14 protein-coding genes and 1 pseudogene are annotated in these 14,748 nt (G+C 66.6%); 7 read left to right on the forward strand and 8 right to left on the reverse strand.

Features of this window, described 5'->3' with window-relative positions:
- Window positions 1-75: 75 nt before the first annotated feature.
- Window positions 76-1,278 (reverse strand): M20 aminoacylase family protein, encoded by a 1,203-nt coding sequence (locus ATF69_RS06540; RefSeq protein ID WP_146870255.1) that lies wholly within the window; start codon window positions 1,276-1,278, stop codon window positions 76-78.
- Window positions 1,279-1,295: 17 nt separating this feature from the next.
- Window positions 1,296-2,273, reverse strand: coding sequence for a Bug family tripartite tricarboxylate transporter substrate binding protein (locus ATF69_RS06545; protein ID WP_146870256.1), 978 nt, complete (start codon window positions 2,271-2,273; stop codon window positions 1,296-1,298).
- Window positions 2,274-2,386: 113 nt separating this feature from the next.
- Between ATF69_RS06545 and ATF69_RS06550 the strand changes: the two genes are divergently transcribed.
- On the forward strand, window positions 2,387-3,319 hold the full coding sequence (locus ATF69_RS06550; protein ID WP_056057197.1) for a LysR family transcriptional regulator: 933 nt from the start codon (window positions 2,387-2,389) through the stop codon (window positions 3,317-3,319).
- 6 nt (window positions 3,320-3,325) lie between these two features.
- Here the strand turns inward: ATF69_RS06550 and ATF69_RS06555 are convergent, their stop codons facing one another.
- Both ATF69_RS06555 and pobA read right to left on the reverse strand, forming a co-directional pair.
- Complete coding sequence (locus tag ATF69_RS06555; protein WP_146870257.1) at window positions 3,326-3,568, reverse strand: hypothetical protein; 243 nt, start codon at window positions 3,566-3,568, stop codon at window positions 3,326-3,328.
- 338 nt (window positions 3,569-3,906) lie between these two features.
- Complete coding sequence (gene pobA, locus ATF69_RS06560) at window positions 3,907-5,079, reverse strand: 4-hydroxybenzoate 3-monooxygenase (protein WP_146870258.1); 1,173 nt, start codon at window positions 5,077-5,079, stop codon at window positions 3,907-3,909.
- Window positions 5,080-5,293: 214 nt separating this feature from the next.
- Between pobA and ATF69_RS06565 the strand changes: the two genes are divergently transcribed.
- From ATF69_RS06565 to ATF69_RS23230, 4 genes and pseudogenes are all read left to right on the forward strand, one after another.
- Entirely contained in the window at window positions 5,294-6,175 is an 882-nt protein-coding gene (locus ATF69_RS06565; RefSeq protein WP_146870259.1) for a helix-turn-helix domain-containing protein, read from the forward strand.
- A gap of 98 nt (window positions 6,176-6,273) precedes the next feature.
- Window positions 6,274-6,651 carry a VOC family protein gene (locus ATF69_RS06570; RefSeq protein WP_146870260.1) on the forward strand — a complete coding sequence of 126 codons (378 nt, stop codon included), beginning with the start codon at window positions 6,274-6,276 and terminating at the stop codon, window positions 6,649-6,651.
- Window positions 6,652-6,689: 38 nt separating this feature from the next.
- Window positions 6,690-7,187, forward strand: a complete 498-nt coding sequence (locus tag ATF69_RS23225; protein ID WP_244303665.1) for a VOC family protein — start codon at window positions 6,690-6,692, stop codon at window positions 7,185-7,187.
- A gap of 85 nt (window positions 7,188-7,272) precedes the next feature.
- Window positions 7,273-7,386, forward strand: a pseudogene (locus ATF69_RS23230) (VOC family protein); the annotation flags it as partial.
- 9 nt (window positions 7,387-7,395) lie between these two features.
- Here ATF69_RS23230 and ATF69_RS06585 read toward each other — a convergent pair.
- Complete coding sequence (locus ATF69_RS06585) at window positions 7,396-7,845, reverse strand: Lrp/AsnC family transcriptional regulator (protein WP_015012065.1); 450 nt, start codon at window positions 7,843-7,845, stop codon at window positions 7,396-7,398.
- A 101-nt stretch (window positions 7,846-7,946) separates the two neighbouring features.
- Between ATF69_RS06585 and ATF69_RS06590 the strand changes: the two genes are divergently transcribed.
- Both ATF69_RS06590 and ATF69_RS06595 read left to right on the forward strand, forming a co-directional pair.
- Window positions 7,947-8,567, forward strand: coding sequence for a LysE family transporter (locus ATF69_RS06590; RefSeq protein WP_146870261.1), 621 nt, complete (start codon window positions 7,947-7,949; stop codon window positions 8,565-8,567).
- A 101-nt stretch (window positions 8,568-8,668) separates the two neighbouring features.
- Window positions 8,669-9,208: an EVE domain-containing protein gene (locus ATF69_RS06595; RefSeq protein ID WP_208758697.1), complete on the forward strand. Its 540-nt coding sequence runs from the start codon at window positions 8,669-8,671 to the stop codon at window positions 9,206-9,208.
- 428 nt (window positions 9,209-9,636) lie between these two features.
- Here ATF69_RS06595 and ATF69_RS06600 read toward each other — a convergent pair whose 3' ends face one another.
- The 3 genes from ATF69_RS06600 to ATF69_RS06610 all read right to left on the reverse strand — a co-directional run bounded on the left by ATF69_RS06600 (window position 9,637) and on the right by ATF69_RS06610 (window position 14,745).
- Window positions 9,637-10,347, reverse strand: a complete 711-nt coding sequence (locus tag ATF69_RS06600) for a hypothetical protein (protein ID WP_244303666.1) — start codon at window positions 10,345-10,347, stop codon at window positions 9,637-9,639.
- Between the two features lie 127 nt (window positions 10,348-10,474).
- Window positions 10,475-14,242, reverse strand: a complete 3,768-nt coding sequence (locus ATF69_RS06605; protein ID WP_146870263.1) for a molybdopterin cofactor-binding domain-containing protein — start codon at window positions 14,240-14,242, stop codon at window positions 10,475-10,477.
- Complete coding sequence (locus ATF69_RS06610) at window positions 14,239-14,745, reverse strand: (2Fe-2S)-binding protein (protein WP_146870264.1); 507 nt, start codon at window positions 14,743-14,745, stop codon at window positions 14,239-14,241. The genes ATF69_RS06605 and ATF69_RS06610 overlap by 4 nt, the downstream gene beginning before the upstream one ends.
- Window positions 14,746-14,748: the final 3 nt, after the last annotated feature.

Consider the following 14,748-nt stretch of genomic DNA (forward strand, 5'->3'; position numbering starts at 1 on the left):
GCTACGCGCCGGAACCGGCGACAGCGGGAAGCATGGAGCCGCTGCGCCTGCGTCCCAAGGTGGCACGCTTCAACATCACGGCTGCAGGAAACGCTGGACCAGCAAAGACCAGTAGGCGGCACCGACCGCGACATTCTCGTCGTTGAAGTCATAGCCTGGGTTGTGCACCATGCAGGCGCCGTGACTCCCCTCGCCTTCTCCATTGCCGATGAACAAGTAGCAGCCCGGCACTTCTGCGAGGAAGAAGGCGAAGTCTTCGCTGCCGGTCAATGCCTTGCCCTGGCGGGTTACGCGATGAGCGCCTGCGAGCTCTTCAGCCACCTCCCGCGCAAAGTCGGTTTCGCACAGATGGTTGACCAGCACCGGATACCCGCGCTTGTATTCGACCTGCGCCCGCACCCCATAGCTCTGGGCCTGGGCCTGGGCGAGTTCGGTGATGCGCTTTTCGAGCAGTTCGCGCACTTGCGGATTCAGTGAGCGCACGCTCAGGCTGAGCGTGGCTTTTTGGGGGATGACGTTGTTGGCCACGCCCGCGTTGAATGCACCCACCGTGATGACTGCCGTCTCTTGCGGGTCCACATTGCGCGCCACGATAGCTTGCAGACCCAGCACGATGGCCGAGCCGGCCACCACAGGGTCGGCCGCCAGATGCGGCATGGCACCGTGGCCGCCCTTGCCGTCCAGCGTGATGGTGACGTAGTCGGACGACGCCATGGTCGGGCCGTCGCGCAGCACCAGATGGCCCTGCGGGTGGCCCGGCATGTTGTGGATGGCAAACACCGCATCGCACGGAAACCGGGTGAAAAGGCCGTCCTCCATCATCTTCCTGGCACCGCCCAGACTCTCTTCGGCAGGCTGGAAGATCAGGTTGAGCGTGCCCGAAAACTCTACGTTCTGTGCAATGTGCTTCGCTGCGGCCAGCAGCATGGCGGTGTGACCGTCATGCCCGCAGGCGTGCATGATGCCCACGTTGCAGCTGGCGTACGGCAGGCCCGTGTTTTCCTCGATGGGCAACGCGTCCATGTCGGCGCGCAAGCCCAGGGTTTTGCTGCCATTGCCTCGCCGCAGCTGCCCGACCACGCCGGTGCCACCCAGGCCCCGGGTGACCTGGTAGCCCCATTTTTCGAGCTGCTCGCCCACGAGGTCGCTCGTGCGGTACTCCTGGTAGCCCATCTCGGGATGCTTGTGAATATCGCGGCGCACCGCAATGAACTCGGCGGCCTGCGCCTGTAGGGCCTCGATGATGTGGTGCGCAAAAGCTTCGCGTGGGGCGTTCATGAAGGGCCTCTCTGTCATCACTGCGGCTGCAGGTTGATGCTGCGTGCGATGCCGCGATAGAGTTCAATCTCGGCGTGGTAGATTTTTGCCAGCTCTGCGGGGCTGCGCGCACTGATCACGACATTGCCACTGGCTTCGAAAGCCTTGCGGGTTTCCGGAATTTCCGCCGCCGCATAGAAGGCCTTGTTCAGCGTGTTGATCACATTCTCAGGGGTGCTCTTGTGTACCTGCACACCGCTCCAGATGTTGAATTCCATGGATTCCAGCCCTTTCATGGTCGCCATGGCCGGGAACTGTTTGAACAACGGGTGCGGCGCTTTGGCAGTCACGGCCAGGCCCTGGATTTTCCCGTCCATGATGGTTTGCGGAATCGAGCCCGCCATGGGCAGGAAAGCCATGTCGATCTGGCCACCCATCAGGTCCGTGAGCAGGGGCGCAATGCCCTTGTAGGGCACATGCAGCATCTCGACTTTGGTCAGCTGCGAAAACCTCTCGCCGATGAGGTGGTACAGCGAACCAGGGCCCACGCTGCCGTAGCTCAACGGGTTGCCGCTTTTCTTGCGCGCCAGAGCCAGCAGTTCGTCCAGGTTCTTCACGTTGAGTGAATTGCGCACCGCCAGTATGGTGGTCGTGTTGGCGAACTGGGCCACCAGCGTGAAGTCCTCGGCCTTGTATTTCACGCCCTGAATGGCCATGGGCGCCAGGACCAGTTCCATCGGACTGCCCAGGGCCAGCATGTAGCCGTCGGCGGGCGCGTTGACCACCCGGGCCAGGCCAATGGAGCCGCCAGCGCCACCGACGTTTTCGATGACCATGGTCTGCCCCAGCCGGGCGGATGCCTCGGGCTGCAACTTGCGGGCAAAAAAGTCAGAGGGTCCGCCGGCCGGGTAAGGCACGATGAGACTGATGGGTTTGCTGGGCCAGCTCTGCGCCCAGGCTGTGCCCATGGCGCTGGCGGCCATGATCAGTGCGCCCACAAAGGTTTTGAAGTTCATCCGAATCTCCATGAAATTGGTGTTGTGGATTCAAGTGCCAGCTGCATCGTAAAAAACGATTTTTGTTGCGTCCAATGACTTCTTTTCTCAATTTGCATTCGTAAAATGAATAGGTGAACCTCAGGCATCTGGAACACTTTCTGGCGCTGTCCGATATGGGCTCTTTCAGCCGTGCGGCCGAGAAACTGCACATCACCCAATCCGCTCTCAGCCGCAGCATCCAGTCCCTCGAAGAAGAACTGGGCGGGCCGCTGCTGGATCGCATCGGAAAACGCAATGAACTGACCCCGCTGGGCCAGTCAGTGCTGGAGCGGGCGCGGGGCATCGTCAAAGAGGCCGCCGAATTGAAACGGGGCGCCGCCCTGCTTCAACAAGGCGGACTGGGGAGCCTGCGGCTCGGATTGGGGTCCGGCCCGGGTGCCTTGCTGATGACGCCGTGGCTCGTGTACATGGCGACGCATCACCCCGGAGTGAAAGTGTCGGTGACGCGCGGCCCGACAGAGGTGCAATTGCGGCAGCTGCGCGATCGCTCGCTTGATGCCCTCGTCGTGGATATACGCCGCATCGTGCCTGCTGCGGACCTGAGCATTGGGCCGACCTTTGACATGCCTGCTGGCATGGTTTGCCGTGCCGGACATCCCTTGCTGGCGCAGTACCCCAACGGCGTGCCCTTCGAAGCCCTGCTGTCTTACCCCGTGGCCTCGATCCCCTTGTCAGAGGAGATAGCGCGGATCCTTGTAGCCCGCTATGGCCCCAGAGCCGACCCCGCCGAGATGACCACGTTGCAGTGTGAAGAGATTTCCAGCCTGCTGCAAACCGTGCAGCAATCGGACGCGATTTACCTGGGCATTCTGGCAGCGGCGCGCCAGGAGATGTCGAGGGGTGACCTGGTGCAACTGTCGGTAGTCCCCCACCTGGATCAGGGCGCCGTGCTCGGTGTGGTTACGCTGGCCGGACGCACCGAGCAGCCTGTGATGCGGGTGTTCCGCGATTTTGTAGTCCGCATGCTGAACCCCAGTGATGACACCCACCGCGATGTTTCCTGAGGGAAGCTACTCCGCCACGCCCGGCTTGCGTTCAGCCGGCGCCTGCGATCGGTTGGCCTCTTCTTTCGCCTTCTTCCCTTGGTCGTGGTGCCACTTGATGGCGTAGAACATGCAGGTGCCAAACACGAGCACCTTGAAGGTGATAAAGACTATGGGGACCCAATCCATTGTTGATGGCTTTCCTGGTTGTTGATGGGCACCCACTAACGTCAAGTGCACTGCCTCAAAACGCTGCGTCAGCAGCTTCATCGTGTTCAAGCCATCGTCGAATCACACATCGACAGCACGGGGCACATGATCTGAAAACTTGGTGTGATGCTATCGGGCCTGGTATGCGGGCGTAAGCATCAGTTCCGCCTAAATTTTGCGTAGCAGATGGAGATTGCTGTGCAGGGCGGTTGCATGGAAAGCGGCTTTGTCATTGGGTCGCGCAAGGGGGCCGCAGTGCGCAGGCCGTAGGGCGCGCCGCGTGAGCAGACGGAGCGCCGGTTGCACGCAACGCCTACCGGGCACACACAAAAGAAGAAGCCTGCATGAGAGAACCCCATGCAGGCCTTTGATTGGGTGTCAGTGCTATTGCTGGGTGACTAGAACGGCAACCCCACATAGTTCTCCGCCAACGACCCCAGCGCCTTCTCGGACGAGAACAGGTACGCCAGGTCCGTGTCCTGAAGCTTCTGGTCGTAGGCAATCGAATCCGGGAAGGTGTGCAGCATGGTCGTCATCCACCAAGAGAAGCGCTGGGCCTTCCACACGCGGGCCAGGGCCTTTTCGGAGTACTTGTCGAGGCCGGTGCTGTCGCCATCCTTGTAGTGCGCGACCATGGCGTGGTACAGGTAGTAGATGTCGGATGCCGCGCTGTTCAGGCCCCGTGCGCCGGTGGGCGGCACGATGTGGGCGGCGTCGCCCGCCAGGAACAGGTTGCCGTAGCGCATGGGCTCGGCCACAAATGAGCGCAGGGGGGCGATGGACTTTTCGATAGATGCGCCCGTAATCAGCTTGTCGGCCACTTCGACAGGCAGGCGGCGCTTGAGTTCAGCCCAGAAGGCTTCGTCGGACCAGTCTTCCACGGTGTCCGTCAGCGGCACCTGGATGTAGTAGCGGCTCAGCACCTGCGAGCGCAGCGAGCACAGCGCAAAGCCGCGTTCGTGCTTGGCGTAGATCAGCTCGGGCGAGACGGGCTTGGTGCGCGAGAGCACGCCCAGCCAGCCGAAGGGGTAGACCTTTTCATACTCCTTGAGCACGTCGCGCGGGATGGACTTGCGGCTCACGCCGTGGAAGCCGTCGGCGCCGATGACGAAGTCGCAGTCGATGCGCACCACCTCGTCGCCACTGCGGTAGGTCACATACGGGTTGGCGCTTTTCAGGTCGTGCGGCTGCACGTCTTCGGCGTTGTGAATGACGACGCCCTTCATGCGGTCGCGCGCTTCGTACAGGTCGCGTGTCAGTTCGGTCTGGCCGTAGACCACTACGGAGCTGCCGCCGCTGTACTTGTGCAAATCGACCCGGTCCATTTGGCCGTCGTGGGCAATGATGAAGCCGTCGTGGATCTCGCCTTCCTTGTCCATGCGCTCGCCGCACTGGGCCTCGCGCATGAGTGCGGCAAAGCCATGCTCCAGCACGCCGGCGCGGATGCGGCCCAGCACGTATTCGCGGCTTTGGCGCTCCAGCACGATGGTGTCGATGCCCTTGAGGTGCAAGAGCTGCGAGAGCATGAGGCCCGAGGGGCCTCCGCCGATGATGCAAACCTGGGTTTTCATGGTGTCTCCTTTGTGGCGAGCGGCTCACAAAACTCCCCTGGCGTTGTTGTCCCGCCTTGCCGTACTGCTTGTACTGTCTGCGGCGGGACGCCTGGCCAGGGCCGCTTCGCTGAGTTGTGTGAGCCGCTCTGTTGGGTTGATGACATGGGTCAAAACGACCACCCAAAGATACGTGGCACAGTCGCCGCGTTGAATGGACGGATGGAGCCAGAACATGCACTTTTCGAACATCGGAACCATCCACTCGTACAGCCTGTTCGGCGAGTCGCAGCACCTGCCCGATGTGCTGCACTGCGAGACGATTGCCGAGCGATCGGCGCTGCACGACTGGGAGCTGGCACCGCACCGGCACACGCGGCTGCACCAGGTGCTGCTGATCACCTCGGGCGGGGGCGTGGCGCACCTGGATGGCGAGCGGATTGCGCTGTTTGCAGGCGCGCTCATCAACGTGCCGCAGGGGCATGTGCACGCATTCCGCTTCACGCAGCACACGCAGGGCTGGGTGGCCACGCTGGCGGATGAATTGATGGACGAGATTTTTGTGCGCGTGGGCGATGTGCGCCGCGACCTGGCGCGACCCGCCGTGGCGCCTGCGCCGCCACAGCTGCACCAGGCCATGGGCCAGGTCTGGCAGGAGTTCTCGGGCCGTGCCAAGGCGCGTGCGCTGGTGCTGCGGGGCCTGAGCGCCACGCTGCTGGGCTGGGTGGCGCGCGCGATGGAAGACCACAGCCCGGACGACACCCACGCGCCAGAGTCCAGCCTGGTGCAGCGGCTGGAGGCGCTGATCGAGGCGCATTTTCTGGAGCACTGGCAGGTGGCCGACTACGCGCGGGCGCTGGCCGTGTCGCCCACGCACCTGAGCCGCGTGGCGCGTGCTGCCACGGGCGTGTCGGCCCAGCGGCTGATTGAGGCGCGCCTGATGCGCGAGGCGCGGCGCAACCTGGCCTACACGCATCTGGGCGTGGCCACCATTGCCTACACGCTGGGCTATGCCGACCCGGCGTACTTCACCCGCGCCTTCACGCGCGATGCGGGGCTGTCGCCGCGTGCGTTTCGGGCGCAGGTGGCGGCGTCTGCGCCCGCTCCGGCAATGTGATGCGGGGTGACAGGCTGCTGACACTCCGCTGTCAGCAGCCCCCGCTCACCATCGGGGCTTCTTACTTTCATTCTTTCTTTCACACACAAGGAGCCCCCATGAAAAACGCCATCGCCTGGTTTGAGATCCCCACCACCCAGCTGGACCGCGCCCAGGCCTTTTACGAGGCCGTGCTGGGCCAGCCCATGCGCCGCGAGAACATGGGCCCGAGCGAAGGCGCCGTGTTTGCCTACGACCCCGAAGCCGATGGTGCAGGCGGCGCGCTGATGATGGGCCCCACGGCGCCCCAGGTGTCGGGCAGCGGCACGCTGGTGTACCTGGACGCATCGCCCTCGCTGGACGCCGCGCTGGACCGCGCGGTGGCCCAGGGCGGCCGCGTGGCCCTGCCGCGCCAGGCGCTGCCGCCGGGCATGGGCTTCTTTGCGCACATCCACGACCTGGATGGCAACCGCGTGGGTCTGCACGCGCTGGATTGAAGCCACAACGCACCGACGGTCTACGAAAGGAGCACAGCATGGAAGCGCAAGAAATCCACCGGGGCAGGCTGTTTGACCATGTGCAACTGGTCGTGCGCGACCTGGCGGCCAGCCAGGCCTTCTACACGGCGGTGCTGCAGGCCCTGCAGGTGCCCATGGGCGGGGCGGACGAGGGCTACTTCTGGGCGGACGAGCTGTTTGTGTCGTCGGCCGACAGCCCTGCAGCGCAGGGCCATCTCACCGGCCGCCACCACCTGGCCTTTCAGGCGCAGGACCGGGCGATGGTGGATGCGTTCTACCAAGCTGCGCTGGCCCACGGCGGCACCGACAACGGCGCGCCGGGCGAGCGAAGAGCCTGTTCAAAGTCTTTTTGGAGATCGCATTGGAGTGCAATCGGGATGAGTGGATGCTCCGGATGCGCCGCATGGGCTCGTGCCCATGCAAGCAGCTGGGGCGTCCAATCGCCCGATTTCACTCCAACCCTTCGGGCAAGTGCCTTGCCGGGCGGTCTGCGGCGTTGCGGCGCTTGCCGATAGCACGGGCTATCGGCCGCGCCCCGCGCCTTGCATCCCATCCCGGCAAGGTACTTGTGCGACTTCAAAAAGACTTGGAAAAGGCTCTTACCACCCCGGCTACTACGCCGCCTTTGTGTGGGACCCGGATGGAAACAACAATGAAGCGGTGTTCCATGGCGACGCCCAGCGCAGTGCAGCGTCGGTGAAGATCACGTTCTGAGCGTGTGAGTCAGCCCGCCTCCGGGCGGGCCAGGCCACGCAGCGGGATGGGCGTGGAGAACACGATGGACGTGCGCGTTTCACCATAGCCGTTGATGTCGCCCAGAAAGCGCTCCAGATCGGGCAGGTCGCGCGCCACGACCTGCATCACATACGAGTCGTTGCCGCTCACATGGTGGCATTCGAGCACCTGGGGCGACTGGCGCAGCTTGTCGATCAGCGCCTTCTTGCCGGGCTGCGGCACGTTGATGCCCACCACGGCGCGCACGCCGTAGCCGACCTTGGCGGGATCGATGTCAGCATGCACGCCGCGCACCACGCCCGCCTCCTGCAGGCGGCGCAGGCGCTCCAGCGTGGCGGGCACCGACAGACCCACGGCCTCGGCCAGTTCCTTGAGCGAGGCGCGGCCATCGGCCTGCAGCGCGCTGATCAGGCGCCAGGCTTTGTCATCGACTTCCATAAAAGCCTTTATCGATTGGCACAGAAAAAACCGAAACCAATTTCTGGATTCGCCGAATTTTCTGCATTCTCCACCGCCCGCCTCCGCCCTAGCATCGGTGCATGGACTTGACCTCAATCACCGTGTTTCTGCAAGCCGCCGTCATCGGCGTGCTCATCGCGGCCCCTGTGGGCCCCATTGGCCTGCTGACCATGCAACGCACCCTGGAGCGGGGCCTGGCAGCCGGGCTGGCCACGGGCCTGGGCGCGGCTGCGGCCGATGCGGTGTATGGCGCCGTGGGTGCCTTCAGCGTGCACTGGCTCATCGATGGGCTGACCCAGGCCAAGACGCCGCTGGCGCTGGGCGGCGGCGCGCTGCTGCTGGTGCTGGCCTGGCGCACCTGGCACGCGCCGGTGGCCCACACCGCCGCACCAGCCCGCGATGCGCGGGGGCTGCTGGGCCTGGCGGCCGGCACGTTTGCGCTGACGCTGGCTAACCCGGCCACCATCGTGTCGTTCATTGCGGTGTTTGGCTCGCTGGGCGGCGGCCGGCCCAGCCTGCCATCGCCGCTGTGGATGGTGGCGGGCGTGCTGGTGGGCTCTGCCGCCTGGTGGCTGCTGCTGACCGGCGCGATTGCCTACCAGCGGCAGCGCTTTACGATCGCCTGGCGCCAGCGCATCAACCGGGCGTCGGCCCTGCTGCTGGGCGGGTTTGCACTGTGGCAGTGGGGGCAGTTGGTCTGAGGGGTCGTGCGGCGCCGACAGGGATGCTGCAAAGGTACTGACACTGCGGTGTCAGCAGCACGCCCGCACCATCGGTGGCTTCTTTGACCAGGAGCTTTCTCATGACCGACGCCGTGCTGCAACACCCTCTTTGGCCGGATGCCGCGCCTGCGCGCAGCGACATGCCTGTGCCGGCAGCGACCTCTGCGGCCGCCACGCGCCGCAACTGGATCGCCGTGGCCTGCGCCCAGCACGCTCGCCGGGGCTGCGCCACGCCGGGCGCGGGCTACATGCAGGTGTGCCATGGCAAGGTGGCGCCGCTGCAGCGCATACACCCCGGCGACCGCGTGGCGTACTACGCGCCGACGGTGACCATGGGGGGCAAGGACCGGCTGCAGGCGTTTGTCTCCATCGGCATCGTGTTGCCGGGCGCGCCGTATGCGTTTGACATGGGCGGCGGGTTTGTGCCGTCGCGGCGGGATGTGGCCTATGTGCCTGCGCGTGAGGCGGCGATTGCGCCGCTGCTGGACGCGCTGGAGTTTGTGGACGACCGCCAGCGCTGGGGCAGCAAGTTCCGCTTTGGGCTGTTGGCCGTCAGCGACCGCGACATGCGCCTGATTGCGCAGGCGATGCAGGCCGAGCTGCAGTTACTACATTTTTGATAGCTATTCAGGCAATCAGCACTAGCGCATCCGGCCCAAAAGGCTTCAAACGGATCGCAAAAAGCCCCGTGGGGCCCTCGAACAGCCGCAGGCAGGCGTCAGCACACCGCCATCAGCGTGTCCACCACCCGGCGTTGGGCGGCGGTCAGGGCCGTATAGCCTTCGCGCAGCAGTCGCAGCACGATCGCGTGGATTTCAATTTCGCTAGCGGGCATGGTCTTCTCCTTGAACGGCAACAGTGGGCGGCCGCCGCAGGGGCTGGCCGATGACATGGGCGCCAGCCACGACAAAAAGAGGCGGGCGACCGGGCCTGCCCCACCATGGACCAAGCCCCGATGCCACTGTGCCGAGGAGGCGGCGCAGGCGGTGGCGCGATAAACGGGGAAGTTCGCGGGCTTTTTTCGCGCGCCGCTCTGCAACCAAGGGGCTTATGGAGAGGTGGCCCCAGGCACGTAGGCGTCGATGACCGGCGGCTCGGTGTCCCCCGCAGCGGTGCGGGCCAGCTTGAGCCAGGTCCAGGTCTCCACATCGGGCGCATCGTAGCTGCCGTAGGACTGCCCGCCCCACGAGAAGTACGAGCCCTTGTTGCCCGTGCTGAGGGTGCGCTTGCCCACGGCCAGCCCGCCATCCTTGAGCAGCGCCAGCCTGAACCCCTGCAGCACGCCCGGGGCCCCAGGCTCCTTGTCCGGCGACACGGTCTGCGGAGCCAAGTCGAGCATGCCGGAGCTACAGCGAGCATGCGTACCGCTGTAGGTGACCAGACTCCACTGCCGGGTGAGCGAGGTACGCACGTTGCGTGCGCGGTTGGCGGTGCGCGTGCGCAGCGTGGTTTCGCCGCGCTGCTGCTGCACCCAGACCTGCATCTCGGCCGAGCCGGTAAAAAACGGCAGGCTGCCCCGCACGCCAGCGGGCTCGACCGGCGGCCAGGCGTACACCCCTTGCAGGGATGGGCAGCCGAACCAGCTGCTCTGCACCGGGCCAAACGCCGGGGGCGGCTTGGGCGACCCCTGCACATCCGGCCCGCAGGCCGTGAGGGCCAGGCAACACAGGGCCAGCGTTGCGGCGCCGCCTATGCGCTGCACGCGCCGGTGCGGGGTAAGTATGGCGCTGTGCGATTGCAGGGGAGCGGCAGGTGTCATGGTGTCTGGGCGGTGGTGCAGCCCGATTGTCGGGCCGAACACGGAGCCTGCGATTGCTCCAATTTTGATAACTGCCTGCACTTACCCCACAGGCGCCAGAGCCCCAGAAAGCTCAAAAAAACCTGCTCTAAGGATGCGCAGGCCCCGCCCGCACACGGGCCAGCGCCTCGGGCACGTCACGCCACGCCGGGCGTCCGGGGGCGTAGCGCTGGCGCATATAGCCCGCCAGCTCGGTGATCTGTGCGTCGCTGAGCGCGTAGCCGAAGCCGGGCATGAAGCCGATGTCCCGCGCGGCGGGCTCGTGGATGCCGTGCACGATGACCTGCAGCAGGTTGTCGGGCCGGTCGCTGTGCAGGTTGCTGTTGAGCGCCAGGGGCACGTTCACGCCCAGCAGGCGCGGGCCGTCGCCGTCGTGGTGGCAGGCGGCGCAGGCGCCGTCGAACAGGCGCTGGGCCTGGCCGGGCTGCGGGGCCAGCGCGGCGGCCTGGGCCACGGCGGTTTGGGCGCGCTGCTGCGGGTCAGGCACAGGCTGGGTGGATGGCTGGGTAGCCGCGTCCGTAGCGGTGAACGAGGCCAGGTAGCCCGCCATGGCGCGGATGTCTTCGTCCGGCAAGTGGGCCAGCTCGCGCACCACGGGCGCCATGGGGCCGGAGGCGCTGCCGTGCTGCGGGCTGTGGCCGTGGCGCAGGTAGCCATACAACGCATCGGCCGTCCAGGGCACGGGCGCCTTCGACAGGCCGGTGAGCGCAGGTGCCTCCCAGCCATCCACCATGGCGCCCGAGAGGAACGCAGCCCCGCCCAACTCGGCCCCAAGCGCATTGCGCGGCGTATGGCAGGCGCCGCAGTGGCCCACGCCCTGCACCAGGTAGGCGCCCCGATTCCATTCGGGCGGGCGGGTCGGGTCTGGCTTGAACGGGGTGGCGTCGTGGAACAGCGTGTTCCAGCCCGCCATGAGCGGGCGCACGCTGAACGGGAAGGTCAACTCGGTCTTCGGCACCTCGGCCCGCACGGCGGGCTGGGCCATGAGGTAGGCGTACAGCGCGGTCAGGTCGTCGTCGCTCATCTTGGCGAACGATGTGTAGGGGAACGCGGGGTACAGGTGCTTGCCGTCACGCGAGATGCCTTCGCGCATGGCGCGCTGGAAGGCGCTGAAGGACCACTGGCCGATGCCGGTCTCGGCGTCGGGCGTGAGGTTGGTGGTGTAGACCTTGCCGAATGGCGTGTCCATGGCGCGGCCGCCCGTGTTGGGCGTGCCGCCCGGTGCTGTGTGGCACACCACGCAGTCGCCCGCAGCGGCCAGCAGGCGGCCCCGCTCGATGGTGGCGGCGTTGTAGACCGAGGCACCCGCCGTCTGCACCACGGGCGCGATGGAGGGGCGCCAGCCCAGCAGTGCGGCGCCCATGGCGATGCCACCGGCGACCAGAGCCAAGGCGCGTGCCCAGGGGCTGCGTGTGCGGGGCCACGTGGCGCTGGCAGGTACGGCGGGTGCAGGAAGTTCCAGCGTGGGCAGCACCTCGGCTTGCTCGGGAGATGGGGTGCTGCCCGCAGCCGCTTGACCTGTGCCGCCGGGCAAGCGGTTGAGCCCTGCGCGCACCACCTCGGGCGTGAACGGCGGCGCGCGAAAGCGCACACCCGTCGCATCAAAGATCGCGTTGGCAATCGCCGCAGTGCCCGGCACGGACGACGACTCGCCGGAGCCCAGCGGCGCCTCGTCCTGCCGGGGCATGTGCATGACCTCGATGACCGGCACCTCGCGGAAGCTCAGGATGGGGTAACTGCCCCATTCGCTGTTGTCCACGGCCTGCTTGACGGGCTCGAACGTCACCTGCTCCTTGAGCGCGCGGCTGGTGGTCTGCAGCACGTTGCCGTGCACCTGCTGCTCCACACCGGCGGGGTTGACCATCAGGCCCGCGTCGTGCCCCACGACCACGCGGCGCACGTGCACCTCGCCGGTCCTTTTGTTGACCTCCACATCGGCCACCCAGGCAGCCCAGGCGGCGCCAAAGCCGGGCCATTTGCTGTGGATATAGCGGGCGTAGGCAAAGCCCTGGCCTTGGACCCACTCACCTTTGTTGTCACCCTCCAAGGGGCGCTGCTGCGGGCCGGTGCGGCGAATCCAGCCCGCCTTTTCGGCCGTGGCCTGCACCAGCTCGGCGGCGCGCGGGTCGTTCAGCAACTGCAGGCGGAAAGCGACCGGGTCCACACCCGCCGCCGTCGCCAGTTCGTCCACATAGGATTCGTGCGCGAAGGAATTGGGCAGGGCCGACACGCCGCGCAGCCACGATGCGCGCACGATGGGCGGCATGTCGTTGACGGCCACGCGCAGGTTGTCGTACTGGTAGGGCGGGCGCGCCGTGCGGTCGCCCATCTCGTAGGCCTGGGCCACGGGCTCGATGGTGCGGGTGAGCAGCAGGGCCAGCGTGGGCGCACCGTTGGAGGGGTAGGAAGTTTCGAAGTCGTACGCCGCCACGGTGCCATCGGCCTTGAGACCGCCGCGCACCTGCATGAGCTGCGCCGTGCCCTTGGGCTCCCACAAATGTTCCTGCTCGCGCGTGAGCTGCACGCGCACCGGGGCGCCCACGGCGCGTGAGAGCAGTGCGGCATCGGCGGCCACGTCGTCTGCACCGTTGCGGCCATAGCAACCGGCTGCCTCCATGCGGATGAGGTCGATGTCCACATCGGCCAGGCCCATCAGGCGGGCCAGGTCGGCACGCAGCACATGGGGGTTCTGCGTGCCTGCCCACACCGCCATGCGTGGGCGGCCCGTGCTGTCATCGCTGCGCCATTCGGCCACCGCGCACGATGGGCCGATGGAGCCATGCATCTGGTAGGGCCACACATAGGTGCGCGGCATGGGCTGGCCGTCGGCAGACAGCGCGGCCAGGGCGCCATCCACATCGCCCTCGTCCACCAGGCGGCGCTGGGTGGCGGGGTTGGCGCGGATGGCTTGTTCCAGCGCCTCGGCGCTGTCCTGGCGCGGGAAGCCGGGCCAGTCCTTCCAGCGCACTTTCAGATCGCGCAGCGCCTGCTCGGCCTGTTCCTCGCGCTCGGCGACGATGCCTACAAAGTCACGGATCACCACCACGGCGCGGATGCCGGGAATATGCGCGATGGACTGCTGGTCCACCGATTCGAGCGTGTTGCCGATGAAGTCGCCATGGTCCGCCCCCGCATACGGCGGGCGCACCACGCGGCCGTGCAGCATGCCGGGCACGCGCATGTCGTGCACAAACACCAGCTCGCCACTGACCTTGGCGGGGATGTCCACGCGCGGCACGGACTGGCCGACCACGGTGTAGTCGGCGGCGGCCTTGGTGGTCGTGGCATCCACCAGCTCCAGCGTGGTGTGCGCGCCCGCCAGCAGCGCGCCGTAGGCCAGCTGGCGCGCCGGGTCTGCAGTGACCTGCACCACACCCGCGCGCACCTGCAGGGCTTCCACCGGCACGCCCAGCCGCTCTGCGGCCTGCGCCACCAGCCAGTGGCGCGCCTGCGCGGCAGCCGTGCGCAGGGGCTTGGCGTGGATCTGGATGGATGCACTCGCGATGGTGGCGCCCTGGTTGGGCGCGCGTGTGGTGTCGCCCAGCACCATGTTCACCTGGGCCAGCGGCACGTCGAGTTCTTCGGCCACGATCTGCGCGAGTGCGGTGCGGATGCCGGTGCCCAGGTCCACATGGCCGTTGAGTCCGGTCACGCTGCCGTCGTCCCACACGGCGATCAGTATCTCCACGCCCTCGGCCGGGTTGCCCGCCACCAGGGCGGGCTGGCCCTTGACGGGCGGTGGCGCGGGCGGTGGGTTGCGCACCACCAGCAGCACGCCCTGGGCGGCATGGAAGTCGGCGCGGGTGAGCGGGCTGTGGGCGCGCAGTGGCGCGGCGTTGTCAGGTGTGGCGCTCATGCCTGGGCCTCGCGCATCAGCACCGCCGCGCGCAGCACGGCGCGGATGATTTCGACATGCGTGCCGCAGCGGCACAGGTTGCCCGACAGCTCGCGGCGCACGGCGGCTTCATCGGGGTCAGGATTGCGCTCCAGCAAGGCCACGGCCATCATCACCATGCCGTTGAGGCAGTAGCCGCACTGCGCGGCCTGCTCATCCACAAAGGCCTGCTGCACCGGGTGAAGTCCTTCGGTGCGGCTGCAGCGCCCGGGCAGCCCTTCCAGCGTGGTCACCTCGCGGCCTGCCACGCCCTGCGCCGGGATCACGCAGGCCCGCGCGGCAATACCATCCACCAGCACCGTACATGCACCACACTGCCCCAGGCCACAGCCGTACTTGGGGCCGTTGAGCGACAGGTCGTTGCGCAGCACGTGCAGCAGCGTGGCGCTGGCCAAGGTGCTCTGCGGCAGGGCAAACGGCTGGCCATTGACGACGACCGGGGAGAGTGAAGCGGGCGCGTGCATGTC

It is taken from the genome of Acidovorax delafieldii (assembly GCF_007993815.1).
Lineage (GTDB): Bacteria > Pseudomonadota > Gammaproteobacteria > Burkholderiales > Burkholderiaceae_C > Acidovorax > Acidovorax delafieldii.

Excerpts from the sequence above, each read along its gene's own strand:
- ATF69_RS06600 (WP_244303666.1), bottom strand. The coding sequence starts at position 10,347 with ATGACACCTGCCGCTCCCCTGCAATCGCACAGCGCCATACTTACCCCG.
- ATF69_RS06570 (WP_146870260.1), top strand. The coding sequence starts at position 6,274 with ATGAAAAACGCCATCGCCTGGTTTGAGATCCCCACCACCCAGCTGGAC.
- ATF69_RS06555 (WP_146870257.1), bottom strand. The coding sequence starts at position 3,568 with ATGAAGCTGCTGACGCAGCGTTTTGAGGCAGTGCACTTGACGTTAGTG.
- ATF69_RS06545 (WP_146870256.1), bottom strand. The coding sequence starts at position 2,273 with ATGAACTTCAAAACCTTTGTGGGCGCACTGATCATGGCCGCCAGCGCC.
- ATF69_RS06540 (WP_146870255.1), bottom strand. The coding sequence starts at position 1,278 with ATGAACGCCCCACGCGAAGCTTTTGCGCACCACATCATCGAGGCCCTA.
- ATF69_RS06565 (WP_146870259.1), top strand. The coding sequence starts at position 5,294 with ATGCACTTTTCGAACATCGGAACCATCCACTCGTACAGCCTGTTCGGC.
- ATF69_RS06610 (WP_146870264.1), bottom strand. The coding sequence starts at position 14,745 with ATGCACGCGCCCGCTTCACTCTCCCCGGTCGTCGTCAATGGCCAGCCG.
- ATF69_RS06585 (WP_015012065.1), bottom strand. The coding sequence starts at position 7,845 with ATGGAAGTCGATGACAAAGCCTGGCGCCTGATCAGCGCGCTGCAGGCC.
- ATF69_RS23225 (WP_244303665.1), top strand. The coding sequence starts at position 6,690 with ATGGAAGCGCAAGAAATCCACCGGGGCAGGCTGTTTGACCATGTGCAA.
- ATF69_RS06595 (WP_208758697.1), top strand. The coding sequence starts at position 8,669 with ATGACCGACGCCGTGCTGCAACACCCTCTTTGGCCGGATGCCGCGCCT.
- ATF69_RS06605 (WP_146870263.1), bottom strand. The coding sequence starts at position 14,242 with ATGAGCGCCACACCTGACAACGCCGCGCCACTGCGCGCCCACAGCCCG.
- ATF69_RS06590 (WP_146870261.1), top strand. The coding sequence starts at position 7,947 with ATGGACTTGACCTCAATCACCGTGTTTCTGCAAGCCGCCGTCATCGGC.
- pobA (WP_146870258.1), bottom strand. The coding sequence starts at position 5,079 with ATGAAAACCCAGGTTTGCATCATCGGCGGAGGCCCCTCGGGCCTCATG.